The sequence below is a fragment of the Ornithinimicrobium sp. INDO-MA30-4 genome, assembly GCF_021535045.1.
In the GTDB taxonomy this organism is placed as follows: Bacteria; Actinomycetota; Actinomycetes; order Actinomycetales; family Dermatophilaceae; genus Ornithinicoccus.
The window spans coordinates 458665-481889 of the sequence record NZ_CP091056.1; the positions used below are offsets into that span (position 1 = coordinate 458665).

Here is a 23225-nt window from a genome sequence, read left to right on the forward strand (position 1 = left end):
TCTTCGCTGCTCGAAGCAGCGACCGTCGCCGTCGTCAGCGAGGGGCGGGAGAGTTTGACCCACGGTGGGAAGCTTAGGGAATGAACTGGGCACGTCGTGCGCTGTAAGTAGTGCAACTTTCAACGACTACGGTTAGTAGGGAAGGACACGACATGCAGTTCGGCGTTTTCTCGGTCGGCGATGTAACTCCCGACCCCACCACAGGGCGGACCCCCACCGAGGGCGAGCGCATCAAGGACATGGTCGTAATCGCGAAGCAGGCCGAGCAGGTCGGCCTCGATGTCTTTGCCACGGGCGAGCACCACAATCCGCTGTTTGTGCCTTCCTCACCCACCACGATGTTGGGCTACATCGCGGCCCAAACCACGACGTTGGAGCCAAGCACTGCAGTCACGTTGATCACCACAAATGACCCGGTGAAGCTAGCGGAGGACTATGCGATGTTGCAGCACCTCTCGGATGGCCGCATTGACCTGATGATGGGCCGTGGGAACAGTGGGCCTGTCTACCCGTGGTTTGGTCACGACATTCGCGAAGCCTTGCCGACGGCGGTCGAGAACTATGACTTGCTGCGCCGGTTGTGGCGCGAAGACGTCGTGAACTGGAAGGGCAAATACCGCTCGCCGCTGCAGGGTTTCACCTCGACCCCGCGTCCGCTTGATGGTGTGCCCCCTTCGTGTGGCACGGCTCGATCCGCACTCCGGAAGTGGCAGAGCAGGCAGCCTTCTACGGTGACGGCTTCTTCCACAACAACATTTTCTGGAACATGGAGCACACGGCCAAGATGGTCAATCTCTACCGTCGTAGATATGAGTTCTACGGTCACGGACAAGCAGATCAAGCCATCGTCGGTCTCGGTGGGCAAGTGTTTATGCACAAGAACAGCCAAGAGGCGGTTCGCCAGTTCCGGCCGTACTTTGATGTAGCACCGGTCTACGGCCACGGACCCTCGCTGGAGGAGTTCACGCAGCAGACTCCACTGACTGTTGGAAGCCCCCAGCAGGTCATCGAGAGGACTCTAGGGTTCGCAGACCAGGTGGGCGACTACCAGCGTCAACTGTTCTTGATGGATCACGCTGGTCTACCGCTCAAAATGGTCTTGGAGCAGATGGAGATACTTGGCACCGAAGTGGTGCCGGTGCTTCGCAAGGAGTTTGAGGCACGGCGTCCAGCGCATGTGCCCTCCGACCCACCGGTTCACGCCAGTTTGGTGGCGGCCGGAGATCACCACCCCAACGCCTTGATGGGGCCACGTAGCAGGACGCAGGAGGTGTCTGTCTGATGAGTTACCGCATTGTCGTGGTGAGTGCTGGTCTGAACATCCCGTCGTCAACGGGGATTCTTGCCGACCAGATCGCCGCATCGGTGGAGTTGCAAATGCGTCGCGCCGATGAACCGGTGGAGTTCACCCGAATCGAGTTGCGCGAGCTGGGCAAAGACATCATGTCCGCCATGCTCAGCGGCGGCATGAAGTCGAGCGCCTTGCTCACCGCCGAGCGTGCCCTTGCCGCCGCTGACGCAGTGGTGGCGGTGACGCCGGTCTTCAGCGCGTCGTACTCCGGGCTGTTCAAGTCCTTCTTTGACGTTCTGGAGATGGGCACCATGCGCGGCAAGCCAGTGGCGCTGGGTGCAACCGCGGGCACTGCTCGACACCCCTCGTCGTGGACACCGCTATGCGACCATTGTTTGCCTACCTCGGCGCTTTGACGTTGCCGACAGCGATCATGGCTGCTTCGGCAGACTTCGGCTCGGCCGATGCTGGGGAGGCGCACATCGACTCTTTGGCGGACCGGATTGACCGGGCTGCGGCCGAGCTGGTCTCCCAATTGCGTCCTGGCGCGGGGCCCAGGAGCGCTGCGGTGAGTGGAGCCAGTGGCTCGCAGCCATTGGCTGAGCTCGCAGACTTCGAGGGCATCATGCCGTCGTTCGCGGACATGCTCGGACGCTAGTGCTGCGCCGTGGTGCGAGAATGGTGAGTTTATGAGTACCGCACCAGACTCCGCCACGGCGCCCAGCACCCCCATCTTGCCGCCCCTGCAAATCGGCAAGCACACCATCGACTCCCCAGTTGTCTTGGCCCCGATGGCCGGCATTACCAACCGAGCATTTCGCCGGTTGTGTCGCCAGTATGGTCAAGAGGGCCTGCGGGCTGGCGGTGCCACGGGCGCGTCGTCGCTTTACGTCAGCGAGATGATCACCTCACGGGCGCTCGTTGAGCGGACGCCAATCTCAATGCGTCTCATTGAGCATGACCCCGATGAAGAGCCCAGGTCCATTCAGCTGTACAGCGTGGATCCGGTCACCGCAGGGGCTGCCGTGCGCATGCTGGTCACGGAAGATCGCACCGATCACATCGATCTCAACTTCGGCTGCCCCGTGCCCAAGGTCACTCGCAAGGGCGGTGGCGCCGCGCTGCCATGGAAGAGCACCTTATTCGCCAGCATTGTGGCCGCAGCAGTGCGCGAGGCTGCGCCGTATGACGTGCCGGTGACCGTCAAAATGCGCGTAGGAATCGACGATGACCACATCACATTCCTGCAGGCAGGCAAGATTGCTGAGAGTGAAGGCGCGGCCGCGGTTGCGTTGCACGCTCGAACGGCCTCACAGGCCTATTCCGGGCACGCAGACTGGTCCCGGATCGCAGCCTTGAAACAAGCGGTGACGACAGTGCCAGTGCTGGGCAACGGTGACATCTGGTCTGCCGATGATGCACTGCGCATGGTGGCCGAAACCAGCTGTGATGGCGTCGTTGTGGGTCGGGGCTGCCTTGGACGCCCGTGGCTGTTCACTGACCTTGCCGCGGCGTTTGCTGGCTCCAGTGCCCGTGTCGAGCCAAACTTGGCCGAGGTCTCATCTGTGTTGCGTGAACATGCTCGCTTGCTAGTCGAGTTCCATGGCGATGAAGGACGCGGGTGCCGTGACATACGAAAGCACATCGCTTGGTACTTCAAGGGCTTCGCAGTCGGCGGACAGATGCGCCAGCAACTTGGCTTGGTGGACTCACTGGCCTCTCTGGATGACCTCATCGCCAGCCTTGATCTCAGTCAGCCCTGGCCCTCAGAAGCCGCCGATGGCCAGCGTGGGCGAGCAGGGTCAGCCCGCAAGGTGGCATTGCCAGAGTTTTGGTTGGACTCTCAAGAGTTGAACGACGAACAGCGCGCCATGATTGCCCTCGCCGAAGAGTCCGTCAGCGGAGGCTGAGAAAACTGGGCCTTGCCTGCATCCAAAACCACTTCCATAATCGAAGTAGTTAGTACAGTGAGTTCTTGCGGCCCTTTCGCCCGCAAGAGCAACCTGAATGGTGTCGGCCCGGTCCATTTTCCTCGAGACGAGCGCTGGGCCGACACCAAATTAAGACAATGGCAGCCTGACCTGTACGTTCAGTGAGTGACAACCTCCGAATCCGTTGCCAGCCAACGGAATGCAGACATCGCCTTAGCGGTGCGCTTCGCCGAAGGTGAGGCCTCTGCTCTTGAGGATATGTATCTCAGATGGGGAAGCATCGTCTTCGGTCTGGCCCGCAAGGCCATCGGCCCTATCGACGCCGAAGATGTCACTCAACAAGTCTTTGCCTCTGCCTGGCGTTCACGCCACACCTATCGCCCCGACAGCGGGCCCCTTGCCGCCTGGTTGGTCGGAGTCACCCGCCACCGGATCGCCGATTTCTGGGCCGAGCGCTACCGCCGCAGCGAAGTGGCGACGGACCCTGAGTTGCTGCAATTCAATCTGGAAGAGGTCCCGGTTGCGAATGCCGATGAACAAGATCGGCTTCTGACGTTATTGACCCTGATTGAGGAGTTGGAACGGATCGGAGATCCAGGCCGGATGGTGGTGGAGTTGGCCTTTTCCACGACCTGACCCACTCTTAGGTGGCTGAGCAGACGGGTATGCCGCTGGGCACAGTAAAGAGCCACATTGCTCGGACACTGCGCAGGCTGCGCATCCGATTGGAGGAGCGCGATGCACATCAAGGGTGACGATCTTGCAGAGTTAGCAATCGGCGGCACAGACCTCGACGCAGCAGGGCACGTTGCTGACTGCGCGAAATGCGCCGCTGAAGTCGAAGCCCTGAGTGACATCGCTCGACGGCTAGCCGAGTTCGCTCCGCTCCGCGTGCCGCCACCGCCCCATGTGTGGACAGCCATCCACGCCGAGGTGACGGGTGTCGAGGCCACAGTCGTCGATATTGATCAGGCACGAGAGGGCGGCAGCGCCGGACCGGCGTGGTCCGCCGACTTCTTCCACTTGCCGTGGCAGCAGCCGTTGGCGCGGTGGCCTTTGGACCGGCTTGACCTTGGCCGGTTCTCCTGAAGACACCCCAACCATGGCTGGCTCCGAGAGCCAATTGGCACCACTCATGGCAGGCATGGGACCGATCGTCTGCTCGGTCACAGTCGAGGGCGACCGCGTGCTGCTGGACCTCAACGTTGAAGAGTTGCCTGAGATGGACGACGGCTACCTGGAGGTGTGGCTCCTCGACGACGCTGGCGACCGAATGCTGCCGATCGGCCTCCTCGAAGGCTACGAGTCAAATTACGTCTTGCCCGATAATTTCTCTCCGTCTGAGTTCCCCGTTGTTGAGGTCACTCGGGAGTCGTATGACGGCGACACTCGGCACAGCGGCGACAGCCTGTGGCGTGGACCGCTAGCCCAGGGCTAGCCTTCCGCTCCGCTGGCGATAGGCCTGGCCGGATCGCTGATCCAATCGCTCCAGCTGCCGATATAGACGGCAGCCTCACCGTCGTGACCCGACGCTTCGAGGGCCAACGCCAGATGGGCTGCCTGCACGCCGGACCCGCAGTAGGTGCTGACCGGCCCCTGGGCGATGCCGGCAGCTGAGAACATCTCACGCAGGGTTTCGCGGTCCAAGAACTGCCCGTCGTCGGCCACCGTGTTCAGCGTGGGCAAGCTGACGGCACCCGGGATGTGACCTGCGGTGTGGTCAATTGGCTCAGTCTCTCCGCGAAAGCGCGGCGCAGGGCGAGCATCAATGAGACTGCCAACCTCAACACCGGCGATGAAGTCGTCGGCTTCGCGTAAAGCTCGGTGCCCGGGGAGAGCGCCACATTCCCACGGGCCACTTCGACCGGCCCGGTTTCCACCGCATACCCGGCCTTGGTCCAGGCTGCTAACCCGCCGTCAAGGACGCGGATGTTGCTGTGGCCAAAGTAGGAAAGCACCCACCACGCACGTGCTGCTCCGAGCGATGAGGCCGCGTCGTAGAAAACCACCGGGCGGTCTTGGTCGATACCTGCGGCCCGGAAGGCGTCACTGGCAGCCGATAGCGAAGGCATCGGATGGCGCCCACCGTGGCCACCAGGCCCCACCGGTCCCGATAGGCCAGTCTCTAAGTCAAGGAACCAGCCCCAGGCAGATGGCCGGCTAAGTAGTCCCCACGGTTCCCCGCGCCGCTGTGCCCTAGCTTCCAACGAACATCGACAAGGCTAGGACGCTGGTCAGGCTCAGCGGAGTCAATCCATGCAGCCAATTCTGCTGCCGAGATCAAGGGAGAGGTCATGATTTCTGCCTTTCTTTGCGCCATGGGGCCGGTTGCCCCTGCAACCACCAACTCATCGCTGAGGTGATGCCTGGCAAGGCGAAGTAGGTCATGATCGGAGTGAGAATGAAGGTGCTGAGCAGGACCCGCAAAACAAGGTTGAAGTCCGTTGGTAGGACAAAGGTGAGTAGCCAGGTGGTCAGCAAACTCAGCGGGAAGAAGGCCATCCAAATGACGATGCCTTGCTTCCACCGTGGTGGGGCTTTGGGGCCGGGGCGCAAGTCAGCGACGTCCTGAGAGGTCGGGTCATCAAACCAGCCCTCAATGCCTGTCCGCTGCTCAACAAATGTTGCTTCGGCGATCCCTTGGGCTGCATCAAGCCACCAGCGGCGCTGCTCTGATTCGCTCCAGGCATCCAGCAAGTCTTGGGACTCAAACCGAAAGAGCATGTGCCACCGACTGGACTCCACTCCTGACCGGACCCACCCCATACCGAGGTATCCGGGGAATCGCTCGGCGAGGGAGGCACCAGCGTTGATCCAGGCCACCATTCGGTCGGCTTGTTCTGGATCTACTTGCCTGATGATGCTGACTGTCACGGTGTTGCTCACGTCCTACAGCCTAAGGTGAGCAGTATGTGTCGCAACATTCGCCAACTACACAACTTCGCGCCACCCGCCACGTCGGATGAAGTGCAGGCTGCCGCTCTGCAATATGTCCGCAAGATCGGTGGTGCGGCCAAGCCGTCTCAGGCCAACCAGGCCGCCTATGACAGGGCGGTTGCCGAGATTGGTGAGGCCACTCAGCGCTTGCTAGATTCGCTGGTCACGACGGCTCCGCCAAAGGACCGCGAAGAAGAAGCGATAAAAGCCAAGGCGCGCTCTGCTGCCCGGTTTGGAACCACCGGATGAGCGGTCTGAGCCGCCGGGTGAAGATCCGCCGGGCAGCCAACTGGCTGAATCTTTCGACGCCGTTGGGCCTTGCCGTGGCCAAAGTCGGTGGCGGCCGACTGCGCCGTGGCCCAGACGCGCTGTATCTCGCAGACCTCTATCGGTATGACTTCCCCGTGGCGAGCGCTTTCACCGTCGGAGACGTGGTGATCAGCAAGCACGATCTCAACGAGTTGTGCGCACGCCGACCACGCCTGTTGGAGCATGAAGAGGCACACTCAAGGCAGTGGGCCTGGTGTGGCGGATTGCCGTTCCTGCCCTTGTATGTCGCTTCGATGGGTTGGTCGATGGCGCGGACGGGGGACAGGGCCGCGCGAAGCGTTTTTGAACGCAGGGCTGGCTTGGCCATGGGCGGGTATCGCGACGTGCCTGTGCGTCCGGTGCTGCCGGTCATCCGAGACTCCGTGACGAGGTTGCGCGGACGACTGCTTGGCACGCAGGCGGCACAGACCGGCGAGCAGGTTGGGGTCAACCCGTGACGCTGCCATACCGAGAGTCGGACACTGCGCGTTGGCTGACAGAGGGCCATGAGGCCGGTCGGGGGGACCGGACCAACTTGCGCGGGACCGAGCCCGAGTGCTGCACTCAGCCGGTCTACGCCGCTTGGCTCTGACCACGCAGGTGGTGCAGCCAGGCTCCGATGACTTCGTCCGCAACCGGTTGACGCACTCTCTAGAGGTTGCCCAGATCGGGCGAGAGTTGGGCTCGGCGCTGGGGTGTGACCCCGACATCGTCGACACGGCTGGCCTGGCGCACGACCTGGGGCACCCACCTTTGGCCACCACGGAGAAACGATCCTTGCTCGGCTCAGCCAAGACGTCGGCGGTTTCGAGGGCAACGCCCAGACCTTGCGAGTGCTGACCCGGCTCGAGGCTAAGCGTCTGCACCCCGATGGCAGGTCGGCCGGATTGAACCTGACCCGAGCGAGTTTGGACGCAATCGTGAAGTATCCGTGGGGCGTGGCGACGTGGCGGGGTCGGGGAAGTTTGGGTTTTATCCAGATGACGAGGAGGCATACGAATGGGTGCGACAGGGGGACGCTGGCGAGGGGAACCAGCGCCGATGCGTTGAGGCTCAGGTTATGGACTGGTCAGATGATGTGGCCTACTGCGTGCATGACGTCGAAGACGCGGTGACCTCTGGGCGCATTGATCTGCGAGCGCTGCGTGACCCTGACCAACAGGCGCTCGTTGTTGCGCTAGCCCAGCGCTGGTACCTGCCTGACTTCTCAGCTGAGCTCTTGCAAGAGCAGTTCCAGACGTTGCTCGATACTGACTGGATCCCGCAGAAGCACGAGGCGAATCGGGCAGGCCTTGCAGCGCTCAAGGCAATGACTAGCCGGTTGGTGGGTCACTTCGTCCGGGGCGTGCACGATGCGACGCGAGCGCAAGCCGGCCCAGGTGACCTGGCTCGCTATGCAGCAGATGTCGTCGTCCCCGACTATCTCCGCGCTCAAACGGCAGTCCTCAAAGCAGCAGCTGCTCACTATGTGATGTTGAGCGATGAGCGGCGCGGTGTGATGGCACATCAAACCGACGTCATCACCGAGCTGGTCCAGCACTTCACGCAGCGCCCGGAGTCATTGGATGAGATCCACGCCGATGCTCGCGAAGAGGCCATCGCTCAGGGCGATGAGGTCGCCGCTCGGCGTGCGGTGATTGACCAGGTGGCGAGCTTGTTCTGACATGCGGGCCTACGGCATACATCAAAGTTTGCGGGGCTAGCTAGCCTCGGGCTCTGGGGGTGTCTCTTTGCCCGCGGCCTCATCGCGGTGGGCCCACTCCAGCAGTGGAGCAATATCAAACGGTGTGGAATCAATGTCAGCGTGCAGATCGCCCAACTCGGCAAAGCGGGCAGGCATCGTCAACACGGTGAAGTCGCTGGGCGCACAGTCGGTGACCTCATCCCAACGTAGTGGCGCCGACACTCGCGCCTCAGGCACTCCACGCACTGAATAGGCGCTCGCGATCGTATGGTCTCGAGCGTTCTGGTTGTAGTCGACGAAGACCTTCTTGGGGTCGCGGTCCTTGCGCCACCAGGTCGTCGTTGCTTCATCGGTGCGTCGCTCAACCTCACGAGCGAAGGCCAACGCGGCTCGTCGCACATCGGCAAACGAATGCTCTGGGGGTATGCGGACGTAAATGTGGATGCCCTTGCTGCCGGTGGTCTTGGGGTAGCCAACGGCACCCAACTCATCGAGCACGTCGCGGGCAACCAAGGCAACACGGCGCGCAGTCGCGAAGTCGGTCTCCTCGCCAGGGTCGAGGTCGATGCGCCACTCATCAGGTCGCTCGACGTCGTCTCGTCGACTGTTCCAGGGTGGAACTCCACGGTGCTCATTTGAACTGCCCAGATCACGCTGGCCAACTCAGTGACGGTCAGCTCATCGGCGGTCCGGTTCCACCGTGGGAAGTGAATCTTCACCGTCTCAACCCAATCGGGGGCTCCGCGGGGAGCCGTTTTTGGTGGACTTTCTCGCCGTCCAATCCTTTGGGGAAGCGATGCATCATGCAGGGGCGCTCGCGGAGCGCGTTGACGATCCCGTCGCCCACGCTGAGGTAGTACTGCGCGAGATCCAGTTTGGTGAGTCCCAACGCGGGGAAGTAGACCCGTTCCGGGTTCGAGATCCGCACCAGGCGATCGCCGACCGGCAGTTCCAAGGCGGGGCTCGCGGCGCTAGGCATAGAGTCACTTTGCCACGTGAACGAGTGCTTGTGGGGCTAGCCGCACCACAGTTCGCTAAGTCCTGAGATACTGCACTCATGGCAGGACTGATCAAGGCTGAGGACGTCCAGACAGTCAAAGAACGCGCCAACATTGAAGATGTGGTGCGCGAGCAAGTGACCCTTCGCCAGGCCGGCATGGGGTCGCTCAAAGGTCTATGCCCCTTCCACGACGAGAAGTCCCCATCTTTCACTGTCCGCCCCGCGCTGGGCGTCTATCACTGCTTCGGCTGCGGTGAAGGCGGCGACGTGATCGCCTATCTGATGGGAGTTGATCACCTGACGTTTAGCGAAGCTGTCGAGCGGCTCGCTGGGCAACTGGGGATCACCCTGAGGTATGAGGAAAGCAACGGGCGTGGGGGACCCCGCGATGGTGCCGCTCCTGGCAAGCGAACCAGGTTGGTGGAGGCGCACCGCGTGGCCGCCGACTACTATCACGCAGCCCTCGTCGACTCGGGAGAAGCGAGGGCTGGCCGAGCGTTCCTGCTGGCCAAAGGCTTCGATCGGTCCGTGGCCGCCACCTTTGGTGTGGGGTATGCGCCCGGTGGCGGGACGTCGTTGGCAGCCGAGCTGCAGAGCAAGGGGTTTAGCACCGAGGAGATGGTCACGGCTGGCCTCGTTGGCCGCGGCCAACGAGGGCTCTATGACCGTTTTCGGGGGCGGGTGGTCTGGCCTATCCGAGACATCACCGGCGACACGATTGGCTTTGGGGCCCGTCGCATTCATGACGATGACCGCATCGAGGCGAAGTATCTCAACACTTCGGACACCCCGATCTACAAGAAGACATCCGTGCTCTATGGGATCGACCTGGCAAAGAAGCCGATGAGCCAGCAGCGGACGGCTGTCGTCGTCGAGGGATACACCGACGTGATGGCAGCGCACCTCGCCGGTGTTGAGACAGCGGTCGCTACTTGCGGCACGGCGTTTGGCACTGACCACATCAAAGTGCTGCGTCGGATCTTGCGTGATGAGCCAGGCTCCGACCCGGCCAAGGTCATCTTCACCTTTGACGGCGATGCGGCTGGGCAAAAGGCCGCGATGAAGGCTTTGACCAAGACCAGCGGTGGGCCTCGCAGTCGTTTGTGGCTGTTGCCCCCGCCGGGCAAGACCCCAATGAATTGCTGAGCTCAGAAGGGGCCGATGCGGTGAAGGCCCTGGTCGACGGCGCTCAGCCAATGTTTGAGTTTGCCGTGCGCACGCGACTCGCTGCCTTTGACCTCAACCGCGCCGAGGATCGGGTGCGGGCGATGCGGGCAGTCGCCCCGATTGTTGGCAGCATCCGTGACCAGGCCCTGCGCGTGGAGTATGTCCGCAGTGTGGCTGGCTGGCTCGGCATGGACGTCGACACCTTCGGTCGTGAAGTGGCTAAGGCAGGACGTGCCGCTGCGGCACATCCGCAACAACCCTCGCGTCAGGCCCAGTCTGCTGGCGGGGACCATGAGCCAGAGCGTGAGGTGCGGCATGTGCTGCCCGCCCCGACCTGCGAAACCCGGTCGTGATGGCCGAGCGTCAGTTGCTGCAGGTGATTCTGCAATACCCGGACGCACTGTTGGTTGATGAAGTCCAACTGTTGCCCGCTGACGCCTTTACTGCACCTGCGCACCGCGCAATCTGGGATGCCATTGTGGCGGCGGGCGGGCTCGCTGAGGCCACCAAGTTCAGTGCCCGAGGTTGGGCCAACGCGGTAGCCAGTCACGCCGCGCCTGCCGTTGCTGAGCTGCTCCCAGAAATTGCTGTCGCCTCGCTCCCTGTGACCCTCGAGGCTGAGACCGGGCTCCCGCCCGAGAGGTATGCGGATTCGCTTGTCCATCGGGTCCGCGACAGCGTGGTGAGTCGCAAGATTGCCGACGCCATGAGCGCCCTTCAGCGGGCTGGCGACGACGATCAATTGGCACGCCGACTCAGCGAAACCTTGACCCAACTGCACCGTGAACGGGCCCAACTTCGGGCCGGGATGGAGTAACTGCACGTGTTTAAGCGAAAGCCCCGTGAGCAAGATCCTCTTCGCGACACGAAGGTGCCCGAGTTGCCTGCCCAGTGCCAACCTGAGCTGACGCGTGGGGAGAAGGTCCTGGCTTCGGCCCAGGAGGACAACACCGGCGTCTGGATTGTTCTCACGACTTATCGGATCCTGACGATGGCGGAGAACGGCGACGTCCAGGTCAACCGCGAGTGGCACGAGGTCGACACTGGCTCGTGGGACCCGGACACCTTCACCCTGTCGGCCAGTTGGATCGACAGCGTGCGCGGTCTGCAATGGCAACTGCGCAAAGTGACCGGACCCGGCCGGATCCCCGAAGTCTTCCGCGAGCGAGTGTCCGCGAGCGTGATCTTGGTGCGCGAAGTCAACCTTGGCAGCAAGCGCACGGCGCGCATCACGATCCGCAAGGTGCTGGCCACCAGGGAGTTAATTGACCAGGTCATCTTGGGTCCAGCCACTCATGGAGTGGACCCAGAATTGACCGCCGCCACGGAAGAGATCCGGCAAGAGTTGCGGGGCCAGGCTGGTCTGAGCCCGGTGTGACTCCTGTGGCGCAACGGCACTGAGCATCAGCGACCTGCTGATTCGTGTGCGGGGCCGGGTTTTGATACAGTCTGACTCGCTGCTGACGCGGCAAAGATAGTCCCCTGTAGCTCAATTGGCAGAGCAGCCGACTGTTAATCGGCAGGTTACTGGTTCGAGTCCAGTCGGGGGAGCAAGACAAAGAGGGTCCCTGTTTAGCGAAAGCTGAGCGGAGGCCCTCTTTGTTGTAGGGAAGGCGGGCTGGGGGAGTCCTGCCAGTCGTGAACGAGCACACGAAAGGCCCGGACCTTAAGCGGTCCGGGCCTTTCGTGTGTTTCACTTCGAGAACCTTGCTACAGGTGGCTCGTCACTGTTGCGCCTGGCTCGTCGGGTCTTGATTAACCACGGGTGGCCCGGCCTTCTTCTCATCGTCGGGTTTCTTTGCTGCGCCCGCGTTCTTGGCGCGCTGACGGTTCTCCACGTACTCAGCCAGGCGGCTCAGTCCGTAGTTGATGATGATGAACAGCACGGCCGCCACGATGTATGCGGGCAGCACGTTTGCCTCGGCCGAACCCAACTGGCGGGCCCGGGTCAACAGCTCTGGGTACAAGATGATGTAACCCAGGGCGGTGTCCTTGAGGACCACGATGACCTGGCTGACCAAGGTCGGGAGCATCGATGTCAGGGCCTGTGGCACCAAGATCAAGCGTCGTGTCTTGGACGGGCTCAGACCAACTGCCAGGCCTGCCTCACGCTGACCATTGGGCAGCGACTGCACACCATTGCGAATGATCTCGCCAATGACAGCCGAGTTGTAGAGAACCAGGCCGGCAATGACACCGATGAATGGGTTCCAGCTGTCTGGGGTCCAGGACGAGTTCGAAAGGTAATAGAAGGTGAAGATCATCATGATCAGCACCGGAACAGCCCGGAAGAACTCGACCCAGGCGGTGAAGAACCACTTGACCGGCTTGATGTCGGACATGCGGCCCATGGCCAACAGGAGGCCAAAGATCATCGACATCACGATGGCGATGGCAGCGGCCTGAATCGTGTCCAAGAAGCCGGGGATGTAGTAGTTGGTCCAGGTGTTGGGGTCGATGAAGGGGGACCACTTTTCAGCAGTCAACTGGCCCTTCTCATACATCCGGAATCCGATGAAGCCGAGAATGCCGACGAGGAGGGCAAGGCCGGCTACGGCCAGGATGCGATAGCGCGCGATGGCCTTAGGGCCAGGAGCGTCAAAGAGGACTTGTTGTGCGCTCATCGGCGAACCACCCATTTTTGCGATGCCCAACTGATAAACAACCCAGTGGGCAGGGTCAAAATGACGAACCCGATCGCGATCACCATGAAGTTCAACAGGAACACGTCCGGCCGGAACTCCATCATGTTTCGCAGTGCATAGGCGGCCTCTGCGACACCAATGGCCACGGCAACAGTGGTGTTCTTGATCAGAGCGATGAGCACGTTGCCCAGCGGTGTGATGGCGCCTCGGAATGCCTGGGGGAGGATGACCTCACGCAGACCCTGGAGAAAGCCCAACCCCAATGAGCGAGAAGCCTCAGCCTGCCCCAGCGGGATGGTGTTCACACCGCTTCGGATGGCCTCACACACAAACGCTGCGTGATACACGGCGAGGCCGATGATCGCCAGGCGGAAGTTCAGGTCAACGATGAAGGTATCTGAGTCGCGGGAAGCGGGCTCAAAGCCCAACTGGCCCCACAAGCCCAGACTGCACAGAAGGATGATGAGCGTCAGCGGAGTATTGCGGAAGATCGTCACGTAGGCGGCACCGAAGCGCTGAAGTACGCCGACGGGCGACAGCCGAAAAATAGCCATGATGGTGCCCAAGATCAGGGCCAAGATTGCCGAAAAAAGGCCAACTTAATGGTGACCCAGAAGGCATCGAGGACGTTGAACTGTTCAATCAGCTCAAACATGTCTCTCCTTCGTGCAGTAGTGGCAGTCCGGCTGGCCCACCTCTCGGTGAGCCAGCCGGATTTGACGTGGTACTAATCAGCCGCAGTCAACGCCCATTTCCTGGGGCGGGTTCAGGTCAGCGTTGGGGCTGTAGTCCGAACCGAAGTTGTCTTCAATGATCTGGTCCATCGTGCCGTCCTCCCAGAAGCCGGCGACGATTTCATTGATCTCTTCGCACTGCTCGGATTCCTTGGGTAGGCCAACTCCGTAGCGCTCTTCGCTGAAGGGCACGCCGACAACCGTGAGCTGACCCGCGTACTGCTCTTGGGCGGCGTAGCCAGCCAAGATCGTGTCGTCAGTGGTCAGTGCGTCAATGGTGCCGTTGGCCAACTGCGAGACACACTCGGAGTAGGTGCCGTATTCCTGCAGCTGAACGCCGGGTACTGCGTCGCTCACGTTGTTAGCCGAGGTAGAGCCGGTGACTGAGCAGAGCAACTTGCCATCCAGGTCGTCGAGGCTGGCAATGTCGCTGTCAGCGGAGACGAGGAGGTCCTGGCCAGCAACGAAGTAAGGACCAGCGAACTGGACCTTTTCCTTGCGCTCGTTGGTGATCGAGTAGGTGGCGAAGATCATGTCGACCTGGCCGGTCTCCAAGAGGGTCTCGCGCTGTGCGGAAGGCGACTCCTTCCAGGTGATCTGGTCTTCGGTGTAGCCAAGCTCGGCCGCAACGGCGATGGCGGTGTCGACATCCATACCGGAGTAGTTGTCGCCGTCCTTCAAGCCAAGACCAGGCTGGTCGAACTTGATGCCGACGGTGATGCCGTCGCCGGAGGCTTCGCTGGAGCCGGCGTCATCCGAGCCGCCATCGTCAGAACCGCACGCAGCCAGGGCGAGGGACGAGGCAGCAAGGACGCCAGCGAGACGGAATGTTGCACGCTTCATAGGGGGTCTCCTTCAGTGGGTGATGATCTTGCCAAGGAAGTCCTTGGCACGGTCGGACTGCGGGTTGTTAAAGAACTCTTCAGGGATGTTCTGCTCGAGGATCTGGCCGTCGGCCATAAAGACGACACGGTCTGCGGCACGGCGCGCAAAGCCCATTTCGTGGGTGACCACGATCATCGTCATACCGCTCTTGGCCAAGGAGGTCATCACTTCGAGGACCTCGTTGATCATTTCGGGGTCAAGTGCCGAGGTCGGCTCGTCAAAGAGCATGACCTTGGGGTTCATGGCCAGAGAACGAGCGATAGCGACACGCTGTTGCTGACCGCCAGAAAGTTGCGCTGGATACTTCTTGGCCTGGTGGGCCACGCCGACCCGGTCAAGCAGTTCCATTCCGGTCTTGTCGGCTTCAGCCTTCTTGATCCCACGCACCTTGATGGGGCCCAGTGTCACGTTTTCCAGGATCGTCTTGTGTGAGAACAAGTTGAACGACTGGAACACCATGCCCACGTCGGCGCGCAGGCGAGCCAACTCCTTACCTTCTTGGGGAAGTTGCTCGCCACCAATCGTGATCGACCCAGATTCGTAGGTCTCTAGGCGGTTGATGGTCCGGCAGAGGGTCGACTTGCCCGAGCCGGAAGGCCCGATGACAACGACGACCTCCTTTTCGGCAATCGAAAGGTTGATGTCCTGCAACACGTGCAGGTCACCGAAGTGCTTGTTGACGTTCTCCATCACCACGAGTGGCTGGGACGCTGCTGCGGAAGAGGTCATATTTCTGGAACGTACACAGTTGCATACGTTTTTGGTGCATGTTCGGCAATCCCGATACCAAATTGTGTCCTGCGAGATTCCGACAGACCATTACGCCATGTTTGGTGGAGCCAAAGGCGCTCAGACCGCTATGGGTAAGGCAGAATGTGTGAGGCGCTGACAGACTTGCCAGCGCCTCGGGCCAGTAGCTCAGCCGGTTAGAGCAGCGGACTCATAATCCGTCGGTCGTGGGTTCAAGCCCCACCTGGCCCACCCTCTAGGTGTGTTACTTCGCCTGATGCTTGACAGTATTTCGACTGATGGTTGACAGCTACTTCGGTTGTTTTTTGACACTCCTTTTGTATGAGGGAGATGAGTGTGGCGGAGCAGAGGTATAAAGCGGTGTTGGCGGTCATTGCTGATGGCCGGCCAGTTTCTGAGGTGGCTCAGGCTTGGGGTGTGTCGAGACAGACGTTGCATGCGTGGTAGTTCGGTATGAAGAGGGCGGGCTGGAAGGCCTGGCTGATCGTTCGCGCCGTCCTGGTCGGTCTCCGCATCAGATGGATGCAGTTGTTGAAGTCGCAGTGTTGGAAGCGCGGCGGACTCACCCGCGGTGGGGTCCGCGCAGGATCGTGTTCGAGATCAACAGAATGGGCTTGGTTGCTTCTGAGTCCGGGGTGTATCGCGCGTTACGCCAGGCTGGGTTGATCGAGCCAGGGCCTCGCTCGCGCAGGGTCCGGGAGTGGAAACGTTGGGAACGTGGCGAGCCTAACGAGATGTGACAGTTCGACGTAGTTGGTGGTTTCGGGCTCACAGGCGGGTCGATGCTGAAGTGCTTAACCGGGGTGGATGACCATTCCCGGTTTTGTATCAGTGCCATGCTCATGCGCCGGGAGCGGACGCAGGCAGTGTGTGACGGGCTGGATGCGTCTTTGCGTAAGCACGGAGCGCCACAACAGATCCTGACCGATAACGGGAAGGTGTTCACGGGCCGGTTCAATCAGCCGCCGGTGGAGGTGTTGTTTGACCGAATTTGCCGGGAGAACGGGATCAAGCACTTGTTGACGAAACCTCGATCCCCGACAACGACGGGCAAGATTGAGCGGTTTCACCGTTCGCTGCGTGATGAGTTCCTGACGGGGCGAATCTTCCCGAGCATGCGCCAAGCACACGCAGAGTTAGACGCCTGAGGTTACCGGGATCGTCCTCATCAGTCGTTAGGTATAGATACCCCCGCAACAGCGGTATCAACCACTCACGCGGCGTGAGGTCGCGGCCATCGCGCAACGCACGGACCCAGGCTGGGTTGCGAGGAAAGTCTCCACGGTAGGCGTGGTGTGCGTGTCCTGGCAGCAAGTCAGTGTTGGGCGTCATCGCGCCGGTGAACATTGCGATATTCATGTCGGCGAGAAAGTATTGCAGCTCTAGATCGGTAACGACCTCTTGCGCACCGTGGCCCGGCAAAGCAAGGGCCCAGTCCAGAACAAACGACCACTAGGAGGTGCGCTCAGCAAGACAAAGCAGGCAGACTAAACCGCAAGGAGTGTCAAGGAACACCCGACATAGTCACGTAAAGCATGACCCGAAGCTACACAGGCCCACCTGCTAGATGGCAAGATGACGGACGTTACACGGTTGTGGTTTGAAAACCCCTCCAGATGCCCTGGAACCAACGTGAAGTCTTCAGCGCCGCCTGTATCGAGAAGGTTGGCGTGGCGCGTTACCCTTGACACAGGTCAGCGCTAACCTAGGGCTAGCAACTGGTATCGATTCATGGGGGAGACACATGTCAGAAGCGGACACCGGTACAAAGTCGTACCCTTACATCTCCACAAACGTCTGGGGCGAGTTGCGTCGGCGCTTCCAGAAAACGCTTCCGACCAAGGTCACGGCGTCGTATCTCATGTCTGTGCTTGGATACAACACCGAAAAGGCCGCAAAAAACTTGATCCCTCAACTTCGTACCGTCGGATTGATTGACGCAGAGGGTGTGCCTCAGGACTTGGCCAAAAGATACCGGATGGACGCGGAGTACGTAGACGCGGTGAAGGAGATCGTTGATTCGGTCTACCCTGCTGAACTGCGTGAACTTTTCCTGGTCCGTCCGAAAATGTGAGTGAAGTTACGAACTGGTTCATGCGGGAGACCGGGGAGGTCAGGCATCCTCCGGAACCCAGGCGCGCTTTTATTTGTCTTTGGTGTCCGGTGAACTGCCGTCGGCAGAGCGCAGTAAATCTGCTTCAGATAATGGCGGGGGCACTGCGAGCACACAGAAGACGACGAGCACTAAACCTGCCAAGCCCAAGGGCAAGACTGCGAAGGCGGCGGAGCCCGAGGGAGGGCAGAACGCCGCCACGCTGAGTGGGAAATCGGACCGAAGTCAGCCGAACCTTCACATAGACGTTCAAGTTCACATTTCCGCAGATGCTTCAACTGAGCAGATTGACTCAGTTTTCGCGAGTATGGCGAAGCACCTTTATGGCACCGCTTAAGGCTGACCCAAGGATTACGCGTGCGGCCAAAGCGGCCCAAATCTCCGCACGGAGCCTGGCGCCAAGCACACACCGATGGTGATACCAAAGAACGACCGACGGCACTGGCCGCGGGAATTAGCGCCCCCACCGCGTTAGTTAGTTGGGCGCATCGTGGTGAGGGTTGGTCCGATGAAGAGGCCGCTAAGTGGACCCAGGAAGTTGTTGAATTCACGGCAGGACTTCGCGCCAACGGTATAGATGCCGACCTAGACCTCTTTCATGCTCACGAGGCTGCAATCGATTGGACACGTTTCGGGCCTGCGGCTGTTGAGCGCGCAGACTATGTAATTGTCGCGATTTCGGAGGCTTGGGCCCAGCGCTGGTCCGGTGCCAATAGTGCAAATGTTGGCGCGGGGGCGGTAGCCGAAGCAGACGCGCTTAGGGGTCTCTTCCAAGTCGATCAAAATCACTGGCAGAGAAAAGTCATGCTCGTTGTGTTGCCATCACAGGATGATGCAGCGATTCCCAAGGATTTGATGCGAGCCTCGCGTTTCTGGGTCGACCCGGAGGACGCTGACTCTTTCGAGAGCCTTGTTCGTACATTGACCGGCCAACCGCTTTATGACAAGCCCGCGCTTGGCCGTGTACCGGTACTGCCGCCAACAGTCGCGGCTTCGCTCGGAGTTAGCGACAAGCGGTCGGAGTCAGCGGAATCGGCTGAGTTTGAGGACTACTCGGCGGTCCTTGACGAGGTTAAGCGCTCTTCCACTAAACCGAAAAGTGCCATTGCGAACGACAGACTCGCACTGCTTATGGGACTGCTCGACGCATTGAGCAATTAGCGAACGGTGTTCGCCACAAACGCCTCGAAGCGGTCGACGTGGCTCGCGTAGTCGCTGGGGTACATGTGAGCGTAGATAGCGTCCGTGGTTGCGAGACTCGCTTTGCCTAGCCAGCGACTCACTTCGTACGGCCGGAAGCCTACGGCAAGCATCAGGCTCGCGTAGGTGTGGCGGAGATCGTGTAAGCGCATCGGCGGTGGATTGGCAATCGCGAGCGCGGGCCGGAGGTAATCGCGGCGGAAAGACTGCACGTCGAACACTCTCGTGAAGTCCACGGCATGCGTACCGGGCATCCGTCCCGGCCACAGCCGCGCGTCGGGATTCGCGCGGTTGGGGTGTGCGAAGAGGTACTCGCGCAGCGCTGCTGTGAGGGCACGGTTGACCAGTGGCACGTCGCGCGTTGATCGGCGGGACTTCGGCGTCGACTGGGCTGCCTGCTCCGCGCCTCTCTTCTGTATATTGGGGCAGGCAAAATGGCAAAGTTGGTGAGAACCGGGCCGAGTTGGTCGCTCCCGGACTCGCCTCCGCAAAGCCTCCTGATCCGTCGGTCGTGGGTTCAAGCCCCACCTGGCCCACCCGTTGAAAACCGAGAACAGGTGCCCCTCAGGGCAACGAAGAAATCAACTCTTCAATCCGTGCCTTGATGGCATCGCGGATAGGCCGGACCGACTCGATGCCTTGGCCGGCGGGGTCGTCCAACTTCCAGTCTTCGTATCGCTTGCCGGGATAGAACGGGCAGGCATCCCCACACCCCATGGTGATCACAACATCGCAGGCCTGCACGGCTTCTGGCGTGAGCACTTTGGGCTGCTCCGCAGTGATGTCGATTCCTTCCTCCGCCATCGCTGCGACAGCTACCGGGTTGATCTTGTCGGCAGGCATGGACCCAGCTGAGCGGACGTGAATGCGGCCATCTCCGAGGTGGCGCAAGAAGCCTGCTGCCATTTGTGAGCGGCCCGCGTTGTGGATGCACACGAAGAGAACAGAGGGCTTGGGCTGAGCGTCAGTCATGGTGGCTTCTTTCAGGACGTGGGTTTGAGGGTGTTCAGCAGGTTTTCAACACGGGCTTGAATGTCATCACGGATCGCGATCACTCCGTCGCGGGAAGCAAGGGCAGGGTCACCAACTGCCCAGTCCTCGTAGCGAACTCCCGGGATGACAGGGCATACGTCGCCGCAGCCCATGGTGATGACGACATCTGATGCACGAATCGCGTCGTCGGTGAGTGGCTTAGGGAAGGTCTCTTGCCCCTCAACGCCGTCAATCTCGTCAATCAGCTCACGAACGTGCGGATGCAGGTCATCCGCGGGGGATGAGCCAGCAGAGCGTGCGATGACTGAGCCACCAGAGAGATGGTGGGTGAGCGCGGCCGCCAATTGCGACCGACCAGCATTGGCGACGCAAACAAAGAGGACTTGGGGCCTTGCCGAGTCTCGATCTTTGGTGATGTCGGCCAACCGTTGCTTCGCGAACCGCTCAGTCAAAGGTATGAGGTGGGTCTTGATCCGAGCCGAGCTCAGCAGCGACGCGTAAGACTCTCGCACCAACCCGACCACTGTCTCGCGCGGTAGCGACGGATGCGACGATGCCAAATCCTCGCCCAAACGGGAGATCTGCGCGTCAAGATCCCGATTAGCCGGACCGGCCGGGGCGCTAGACCGCAGTGCCTGGGCAGCAAAGTGCTCAGCAGTAAGGTGACGCCTTCCCGATGGCTTGGGTTCACCTGATACCAAACCCAAGTGCCACGCCGCTGAGCTGTGAGCACCCCGACGTCCTTCAGCACTTTCAGGTGATGCGAGACGGTCGGCTGCGACACCTCCGCCAACTCTGCCAGGTCGCACACGCACGACTCGCCACGCGGATCACTGGCAATGGCTGAGAGCATCCGAAGCCGGAACGGGTCAGCCAGTGCCTTCAGCACGCCTGCGAGTGCGCCAGCTTGCTCCGTCCCCATCGCGTTCGTTGACGTGGGCCCGCAGTCAGCCTCGGTGCTGACCAGGTCGGTCATGAGACTTTCCGTTGGCTCGCATACGGGTCGGTGTTGAACCAACTCTTGGCTGCCCACAGGAGACATAGACAAGCCCAACAAGGACCGGGACTTCGATGAGTGGCCCGACAACACCAGCCAAGGCTTGCCCTGAGGTTGCCCCGAAGGTGCCAATGGCGACAGCGATGGCCAACTCGAAGTTGTTGCCGGCCGCGGTGAAGGCCAGTGTCGTTGAGCGGGCGTACCCAAGGCCCAGGCCTTTGCCCATCAGCAGGCCGGCGAACCACATGACGGTGAAGTAGACGAAGAGCGGGAGGGCAATGCGAGCGACATCAAGCGGGTTCGAGGTGATGGCTTCACCCTGCAGCGCAAACAGCAAAACGATCGTGAAGAGCAGGCCGTACAGAGCCCAGGGGCCGATGCGGGGTAGGAACTTCTCCTCGTACCACTCACGTCCGCGCCGCTTTTCACCGATCCACCGTGAGGCAAAGCCGGCGATCAACGGCACACCCAGGAAGATCAGCACGTTGAGGGCGATCTGCCAGGTCGAAACCTCCAGGCCTTGGGTGTCCAGCCCGAGCCAACCGGGGAGCACAGTCAGATAAAACCAACCAAGCAGCGCAAAGCGAAGACCTGGAAGACCGAGTTAATGGCCACCAACACCGCGGTGGCTTCCCGGTCACCACAGGCAAGGTCATTCCAGATCACGACCATGGCGATGCAGCGTGCCAGGCCCACGATGATCAGGCCAGTGCGGTATTCAGGCAGGTCAGCCAGAAAGATCCAAGCCAGAGCAAACATCAGCGCTGGGCCAAGAACCCAGTTGAGCACAAGTGAGGAAACCAGCAGCCGCTTGTCGCCGGTGACTGCCGCGACCTTGTCATAGCGGACCTTGGCCAGAACCGGATACATCATCACCAAGAGACCAATGGCGATCGGGATGGAGATGCCGCCCACCTCCATGCTGGCTAGCAGGTCAGAGATTGCGGGGATGAAGCGGCCGAGCAAGAGCCCGGCGACCATGGCCAAGCCAATCCAGGCTGGCAGCCACTTATCTAACGCTGACAGTTGCTTCGGGGCAAAGGGCGTGGCCGCAACAGATGCTTGCATTGACATGTATCTATATTGAAGCGAATCGAATTAGGACGCAAGCGATGCGGTGTCCATAGAACACTCTTTGCGCTGGCGTGCTTGGATCGGGATATGGCGCGCTTCACCGAATCTCAAGACGCACAAGTGCTGCAGGATCTAGCGGCGCGATTGACGCAAGGGCGTCTCGTTTCGTCAGCGGCCATCATGGCCGGGCATAGCCGAGACTTTGCTGACTGGGCAGAATCCGGTGATCCGGTGGCGGTCGTTATCGTTGCCCACGCTCACGAGGTCCAAGCCGTTGTGCAGGTATGCCTGGCGCACGGTCGGCCCGTCGTCGCCCGGGGCGCCGGCACTGGCCTGGCCGGGGCTGCCAATGCTGGCGACGGCTGGGTTGTCATCGCGTTTGAAGAGATGAACCGGATCGTCGAGGTGAATTCACTCGAGCGATATGCGGTCGTGCAGCCAGGCGTTATCAGTGACGATCTGCGTCGGGCAGCTGGCGCGCAAGGTCTTTGGTATCCGCCTGATCCGGCTAGCTCGGCCTGGTCGACGATCGGGGGCAATGTGGCGACCAACGCGGGTGGCTTGTGTTGTGTTAAATACGGCGTGACTGGCGACTATGTCCTCGAGTTAGAAGTCGTGACTGGCACCGGCGATTTGGTGCGAGTCGGTCGCCGCACAGCCAAAGGCGTTGCCGGGTATGACCTCGCCAGCCTGCTGGTGGGCTCGAAGGAACCTGGGGATCATCACCGAGATCACCCTGCGACTGCGGCCAAGCCCCAGGCCAGCCAGGGCCATCGTCGGGTTCTTCCCGTCCGTCGGGGCGGCTGGAGAGGAGTGCGCGCGGTCGCTGAGGCAGGCATTACGCCGTCCACTTTGAACTCATGGACCGGCACGTCATCGCCGCGGTCGAGGCCATGACCCCGATGGGCGTCGACGCGGGGGTCGCGGCGCTGCTGCTGGCCAAGGTCGATGATGCGGGCGTCGAGGGCGACGAGACCGCGCAGGCCGTCGTCACATGTTTCCGCCAGGCGGGCGCGACCTGGGCTGACCTCTCCAACGACCCGGCCGAAGCCGAAGCGCTATTTGCGGCTCGGCGCCTGTCGCATACAGCCTTGGAGCGCTTGGGAACGGTGCTTTCTGAAGATGTCTGCGTGCCCAAATCTTCTTTGCCTGCCATGTTGGTCGCCGTTGAATCGATCGCCAAGAAGCACGATATTTTGATCGCCACGGTGGCGCACGCCGGAGATGGCAATCTGCATCCCTTGCTGATCACGCCCCCAGGTGACGAGCCTGCTCAGGCACGCGCGCAAGTTGCCTTCGCAGAGTTGATGACGAAAGCCATCGCGTTGGGCGGGACCATCACGGGCGAACATGGGATCGGGTTGTTGAAACGCGATGGGCTCCTTGAAGAGTTGAGCGACCCGGTCGTTTCGATGCATCGACAGATCAAGAATGCTCTTGACCCGGCAGGCATCCTGAACCCAGGGAAGGTGCTGGGTCCGGGTGAAGTCGATAGCCCGGCGTGATGGACTAGGG

General features: G+C 61.0%; 30 protein-coding genes, 2 tRNA genes and 4 pseudogenes. 22 read left to right on the top strand and 14 right to left on the bottom strand.

From position 1 onward, the window contains the following. Positions 1–152: 152 nt before the first annotated feature. The 7 genes and pseudogenes from L0A91_RS02680 (at position 153) to L0A91_RS02710 (ending at position 4660) form a co-directional block, all read left to right on the top strand. Positions 153–1282 (top strand): annotated as a pseudogene (locus tag L0A91_RS02680) (LLM class flavin-dependent oxidoreductase). Next, on the top strand, positions 1282–1707 hold the full coding sequence (locus tag L0A91_RS02685; protein WP_235245750.1) for an NAD(P)H-dependent oxidoreductase: 426 nt from the start codon (positions 1282–1284) through the stop codon (positions 1705–1707). Before L0A91_RS02680 ends, L0A91_RS02685 begins: the two are co-directional and overlap by 1 nt. Next, a complete protein-coding gene (locus L0A91_RS02690) occupies positions 1704–1949 on the top strand; it encodes a hypothetical protein (RefSeq protein WP_235245751.1) in 246 nt (81 codons plus the stop codon). The genes L0A91_RS02685 and L0A91_RS02690 overlap by 4 nt, the downstream gene beginning before the upstream one ends. A 31-nt stretch (positions 1950–1980) precedes the next feature. Next, positions 1981–3201 carry a tRNA dihydrouridine synthase DusB gene (gene dusB / locus L0A91_RS02695; RefSeq protein ID WP_235245754.1) on the top strand — a complete coding sequence of 407 codons (1221 nt, stop codon included), beginning with the start codon at positions 1981–1983 and terminating at the stop codon, positions 3199–3201. 186 nt (positions 3202–3387) lie between these two features. Further along, positions 3388–3858 carry an RNA polymerase sigma factor gene (locus L0A91_RS02700; protein WP_235245755.1) on the top strand — a complete coding sequence of 157 codons (471 nt, stop codon included), beginning with the start codon at positions 3388–3390 and terminating at the stop codon, positions 3856–3858. 102 nt (positions 3859–3960) lie between these two features. Then, positions 3961–4311 (top strand): hypothetical protein, encoded by a 351-nt coding sequence (locus L0A91_RS02705; RefSeq protein ID WP_235245756.1) that lies wholly within the window; start codon positions 3961–3963, stop codon positions 4309–4311. A 13-nt stretch (positions 4312–4324) separates the two neighbouring features. After that, positions 4325–4660, top strand: coding sequence for an anti-sigma factor domain-containing protein (locus tag L0A91_RS02710; protein ID WP_235245758.1), 336 nt, complete (start codon positions 4325–4327; stop codon positions 4658–4660). On the opposite strand, the gene L0A91_RS18135 is transcribed toward L0A91_RS02710, so the two are convergent. Genes L0A91_RS18135 through L0A91_RS02720 form a run of 4 tightly spaced genes read right to left on the bottom strand, consistent with a single transcriptional unit; the run spans position 4657 to position 6108 of the window. Beyond that, on the bottom strand, positions 4657–4992 hold the full coding sequence (locus L0A91_RS18135) for a sulfurtransferase (protein ID WP_397333840.1): 336 nt from the start codon (positions 4990–4992) through the stop codon (positions 4657–4659). The two genes, L0A91_RS02710 and L0A91_RS18135, sit on opposite strands and share 4 nt — an antisense overlap. Continuing rightward, the gene (locus L0A91_RS18140; RefSeq protein ID WP_311197965.1) at positions 4896–5294 is read right to left on the bottom strand and encodes a rhodanese-like domain-containing protein; all 399 of its coding nucleotides are present in this window, start codon (positions 5292–5294) and stop codon (positions 4896–4898) included. Before L0A91_RS18140 ends, L0A91_RS18135 begins: the two co-directional genes overlap by 97 nt. Positions 5295–5347: 53 nt before the next feature. Continuing rightward, the gene (locus tag L0A91_RS18145) at positions 5348–5518 is read right to left on the bottom strand and encodes a hypothetical protein (protein ID WP_311197966.1); all 171 of its coding nucleotides are present in this window, start codon (positions 5516–5518) and stop codon (positions 5348–5350) included. After that, on the bottom strand, positions 5515–6108 hold the full coding sequence (locus L0A91_RS02720) for an antibiotic biosynthesis monooxygenase (RefSeq protein ID WP_235245760.1): 594 nt from the start codon (positions 6106–6108) through the stop codon (positions 5515–5517). Before L0A91_RS02720 ends, L0A91_RS18145 begins: the two co-directional genes overlap by 4 nt. A 24-nt stretch (positions 6109–6132) precedes the next feature. Between L0A91_RS02720 and L0A91_RS02725 the strand changes: the two genes are divergently transcribed. The 4 genes from L0A91_RS02725 (at position 6133) to L0A91_RS02740 (ending at position 8131) form a co-directional block, all read left to right on the top strand. Then, positions 6133–6408: a DUF2277 domain-containing protein gene (locus L0A91_RS02725; RefSeq protein WP_235245762.1), complete on the top strand. Its 276-nt coding sequence runs from the start codon at positions 6133–6135 to the stop codon at positions 6406–6408. Beyond that, positions 6405–6926 carry a hypothetical protein gene (locus L0A91_RS02730; protein WP_235245763.1) on the top strand — a complete coding sequence of 174 codons (522 nt, stop codon included), beginning with the start codon at positions 6405–6407 and terminating at the stop codon, positions 6924–6926. The genes L0A91_RS02725 and L0A91_RS02730 overlap by 4 nt, the downstream gene beginning before the upstream one ends. A gap of 97 nt (positions 6927–7023) precedes the next feature. Further along, a complete protein-coding gene (locus L0A91_RS02735; RefSeq protein WP_235245767.1) occupies positions 7024–7308 on the top strand; it encodes an HD domain-containing protein in 285 nt (94 codons plus the stop codon). A gap of 91 nt (positions 7309–7399) precedes the next feature. Beyond that, positions 7400–8131, top strand: coding sequence for a hypothetical protein (locus L0A91_RS02740; RefSeq protein WP_235245769.1), 732 nt, complete (start codon positions 7400–7402; stop codon positions 8129–8131). 36 nt (positions 8132–8167) lie between these two features. Here L0A91_RS02740 and ligD read toward each other — a convergent pair. Next, positions 8168–9131, bottom strand: a pseudogene (gene ligD / locus L0A91_RS02745) (non-homologous end-joining DNA ligase). Positions 9132–9209: 78 nt separating this feature from the next. Here ligD and dnaG point away from each other — a divergent pair. From dnaG to L0A91_RS02760, 5 genes are all read left to right on the top strand, one after another. Continuing rightward, positions 9210–10298: a DNA primase gene (dnaG, locus tag L0A91_RS18150; protein WP_311197967.1), complete on the top strand. Its 1089-nt coding sequence runs from the start codon at positions 9210–9212 to the stop codon at positions 10296–10298. Further along, positions 10256–10672 carry a hypothetical protein gene (locus L0A91_RS18155; RefSeq protein WP_311197968.1) on the top strand — a complete coding sequence of 139 codons (417 nt, stop codon included), beginning with the start codon at positions 10256–10258 and terminating at the stop codon, positions 10670–10672. Before dnaG ends, L0A91_RS18155 begins: the two co-directional genes overlap by 43 nt. Beyond that, complete coding sequence (locus L0A91_RS18160) at positions 10672–11136, top strand: hypothetical protein (protein ID WP_311197969.1); 465 nt, start codon at positions 10672–10674, stop codon at positions 11134–11136. The genes L0A91_RS18155 and L0A91_RS18160 overlap by 1 nt, the downstream gene beginning before the upstream one ends. Positions 11137–11142: 6 nt before the next feature. After that, a complete protein-coding gene (locus tag L0A91_RS02755; protein ID WP_235245772.1) occupies positions 11143–11697 on the top strand; it encodes a hypothetical protein in 555 nt (184 codons plus the stop codon). A gap of 100 nt (positions 11698–11797) precedes the next feature. Continuing rightward, positions 11798–11870, top strand: a tRNA-Asn gene (locus tag L0A91_RS02760). Positions 11871–12043: 173 nt separating this feature from the next. Here the strand turns inward: L0A91_RS02760 and L0A91_RS02765 are convergent. The 4 genes from L0A91_RS02765 to L0A91_RS02780 form a co-directional block, all read right to left on the bottom strand. Next, on the bottom strand, positions 12044–12943 hold the full coding sequence (locus L0A91_RS02765) for an amino acid ABC transporter permease (RefSeq protein ID WP_235245775.1): 900 nt from the start codon (positions 12941–12943) through the stop codon (positions 12044–12046). After that, positions 12940–13542, bottom strand: coding sequence for an ABC transporter permease subunit (locus tag L0A91_RS02770; RefSeq protein WP_311197970.1), 603 nt, complete (start codon positions 13540–13542; stop codon positions 12940–12942). Before L0A91_RS02770 ends, L0A91_RS02765 begins: the two co-directional genes overlap by 4 nt. Positions 13543–13695: 153 nt before the next feature. Then, complete coding sequence (locus L0A91_RS02775) at positions 13696–14541, bottom strand: glutamate ABC transporter substrate-binding protein (RefSeq protein WP_235245776.1); 846 nt, start codon at positions 14539–14541, stop codon at positions 13696–13698. Between the two features lie 12 nt (positions 14542–14553). Next, the gene (locus L0A91_RS02780; protein WP_220120766.1) at positions 14554–15312 is read right to left on the bottom strand and encodes an amino acid ABC transporter ATP-binding protein; all 759 of its coding nucleotides are present in this window, start codon (positions 15310–15312) and stop codon (positions 14554–14556) included. A 178-nt stretch (positions 15313–15490) separates the two neighbouring features. On the opposite strand from L0A91_RS02780, the gene L0A91_RS02785 reads away from it, so the two are divergent. From L0A91_RS02785 to L0A91_RS02800, 4 genes and pseudogenes are all read left to right on the top strand, one after another. Then, positions 15491–15564 (top strand) — tRNA-Ile (locus L0A91_RS02785). A gap of 90 nt (positions 15565–15654) precedes the next feature. After that, a pseudogene (locus tag L0A91_RS02790) lies at positions 15655–16824 on the top strand (IS481 family transposase). 370 nt (positions 16825–17194) lie between these two features. Beyond that, positions 17195–17407 carry a DUF5343 domain-containing protein gene (locus tag L0A91_RS02795; RefSeq protein WP_235245777.1) on the top strand — a complete coding sequence of 71 codons (213 nt, stop codon included), beginning with the start codon at positions 17195–17197 and terminating at the stop codon, positions 17405–17407. Between the two features lie 396 nt (positions 17408–17803). Then, the gene (locus L0A91_RS02800) at positions 17804–18607 is read left to right on the top strand and encodes a hypothetical protein (protein ID WP_235245778.1); all 804 of its coding nucleotides are present in this window, start codon (positions 17804–17806) and stop codon (positions 18605–18607) included. On the opposite strand, the gene L0A91_RS02805 is transcribed toward L0A91_RS02800, so the two are convergent. The 5 genes and pseudogenes from L0A91_RS02805 to arsB form a co-directional block, all read right to left on the bottom strand. Beyond that, positions 18604–18999 carry a tyrosine-type recombinase/integrase gene (locus L0A91_RS02805; RefSeq protein WP_235245780.1) on the bottom strand — a complete coding sequence of 132 codons (396 nt, stop codon included), beginning with the start codon at positions 18997–18999 and terminating at the stop codon, positions 18604–18606. The two genes, L0A91_RS02800 and L0A91_RS02805, sit on opposite strands and share 4 nt — an antisense overlap. A 211-nt stretch (positions 19000–19210) precedes the next feature. Beyond that, the gene (locus L0A91_RS02810) at positions 19211–19618 is read right to left on the bottom strand and encodes an arsenate reductase ArsC (protein WP_235245783.1); all 408 of its coding nucleotides are present in this window, start codon (positions 19616–19618) and stop codon (positions 19211–19213) included. An 11-nt stretch (positions 19619–19629) separates the two neighbouring features. After that, positions 19630–20199 carry a three-helix bundle dimerization domain-containing protein gene (locus L0A91_RS19465; RefSeq protein ID WP_397333775.1) on the bottom strand — a complete coding sequence of 190 codons (570 nt, stop codon included), beginning with the start codon at positions 20197–20199 and terminating at the stop codon, positions 19630–19632. Then, complete coding sequence (locus L0A91_RS19470) at positions 20124–20615, bottom strand: ArsR/SmtB family transcription factor (RefSeq protein WP_397333776.1); 492 nt, start codon at positions 20613–20615, stop codon at positions 20124–20126. The genes L0A91_RS19465 and L0A91_RS19470 overlap by 76 nt, the downstream gene beginning before the upstream one ends. After that, positions 20612–21704, bottom strand: a pseudogene (arsB, locus tag L0A91_RS02820) (ACR3 family arsenite efflux transporter). Before arsB ends, L0A91_RS19470 begins: the two are co-directional and overlap by 4 nt. Positions 21705–21797: 93 nt before the next feature. On the opposite strand from arsB, the gene L0A91_RS02825 reads away from it, so the two are divergent. Together L0A91_RS02825 and L0A91_RS02830 are read left to right on the top strand one after the other, a co-directional pair. Next, complete coding sequence (locus L0A91_RS02825) at positions 21798–22607, top strand: FAD-binding oxidoreductase (RefSeq protein WP_235245785.1); 810 nt, start codon at positions 21798–21800, stop codon at positions 22605–22607. Next, positions 22571–23215, top strand: coding sequence for an FAD-binding oxidoreductase (locus L0A91_RS02830; RefSeq protein WP_235245787.1), 645 nt, complete (start codon positions 22571–22573; stop codon positions 23213–23215). The genes L0A91_RS02825 and L0A91_RS02830 overlap by 37 nt, the downstream gene beginning before the upstream one ends. The last annotated feature ends 10 nt before the right edge of the window (positions 23216–23225 follow it).

Coding starts and splice junctions, on each gene's coding strand:
- L0A91_RS02685 (WP_235245750.1), top strand. CDS start 1,282: ATGAGTTACCGCATTGTCGTGGTGAGTGCTGGTCTGAACATCCCGTCG.
- dusB (WP_235245754.1), top strand. CDS start 1,981: ATGAGTACCGCACCAGACTCCGCCACGGCGCCCAGCACCCCCATCTTG.
- L0A91_RS02705 (WP_235245756.1), top strand. CDS start 3,961: ATGCACATCAAGGGTGACGATCTTGCAGAGTTAGCAATCGGCGGCACA.
- L0A91_RS02710 (WP_235245758.1), top strand. CDS start 4,325: ATGGCTGGCTCCGAGAGCCAATTGGCACCACTCATGGCAGGCATGGGA.
- L0A91_RS18140 (WP_311197965.1), bottom strand. CDS start 5,294: ATGCCTTCGCTATCGGCTGCCAGTGACGCCTTCCGGGCCGCAGGTATC.
- L0A91_RS18145 (WP_311197966.1), bottom strand. CDS start 5,518: ATGACCTCTCCCTTGATCTCGGCAGCAGAATTGGCTGCATGGATTGAC.
- L0A91_RS02725 (WP_235245762.1), top strand. CDS start 6,133: ATGTGTCGCAACATTCGCCAACTACACAACTTCGCGCCACCCGCCACG.
- L0A91_RS02730 (WP_235245763.1), top strand. CDS start 6,405: ATGAGCGGTCTGAGCCGCCGGGTGAAGATCCGCCGGGCAGCCAACTGG.
- dnaG (WP_311197967.1), top strand. CDS start 9,210: ATGGCAGGACTGATCAAGGCTGAGGACGTCCAGACAGTCAAAGAACGC.
- L0A91_RS18160 (WP_311197969.1), top strand. CDS start 10,672: ATGGCCGAGCGTCAGTTGCTGCAGGTGATTCTGCAATACCCGGACGCA.
- L0A91_RS02765 (WP_235245775.1), bottom strand. CDS start 12,943: ATGAGCGCACAACAAGTCCTCTTTGACGCTCCTGGCCCTAAGGCCATC.
- L0A91_RS02775 (WP_235245776.1), bottom strand. CDS start 14,541: ATGAAGCGTGCAACATTCCGTCTCGCTGGCGTCCTTGCTGCCTCGTCC.
- L0A91_RS02780 (WP_220120766.1), bottom strand. CDS start 15,312: ATGACCTCTTCCGCAGCAGCGTCCCAGCCACTCGTGGTGATGGAGAAC.
- L0A91_RS02795 (WP_235245777.1), top strand. CDS start 17,195: ATGTCTGTGCTTGGATACAACACCGAAAAGGCCGCAAAAAACTTGATC.
- L0A91_RS02810 (WP_235245783.1), bottom strand. CDS start 19,618: ATGACTGACGCTCAGCCCAAGCCCTCTGTTCTCTTCGTGTGCATCCAC.
- L0A91_RS19470 (WP_397333776.1), bottom strand. CDS start 20,615: ATGACCGACCTGGTCAGCACCGAGGCTGACTGCGGGCCCACGTCAACG.
- L0A91_RS02825 (WP_235245785.1), top strand. CDS start 21,798: ATGGCGCGCTTCACCGAATCTCAAGACGCACAAGTGCTGCAGGATCTA.
- L0A91_RS02830 (WP_235245787.1), top strand. CDS start 22,571: ATGGACCGGCACGTCATCGCCGCGGTCGAGGCCATGACCCCGATGGGC.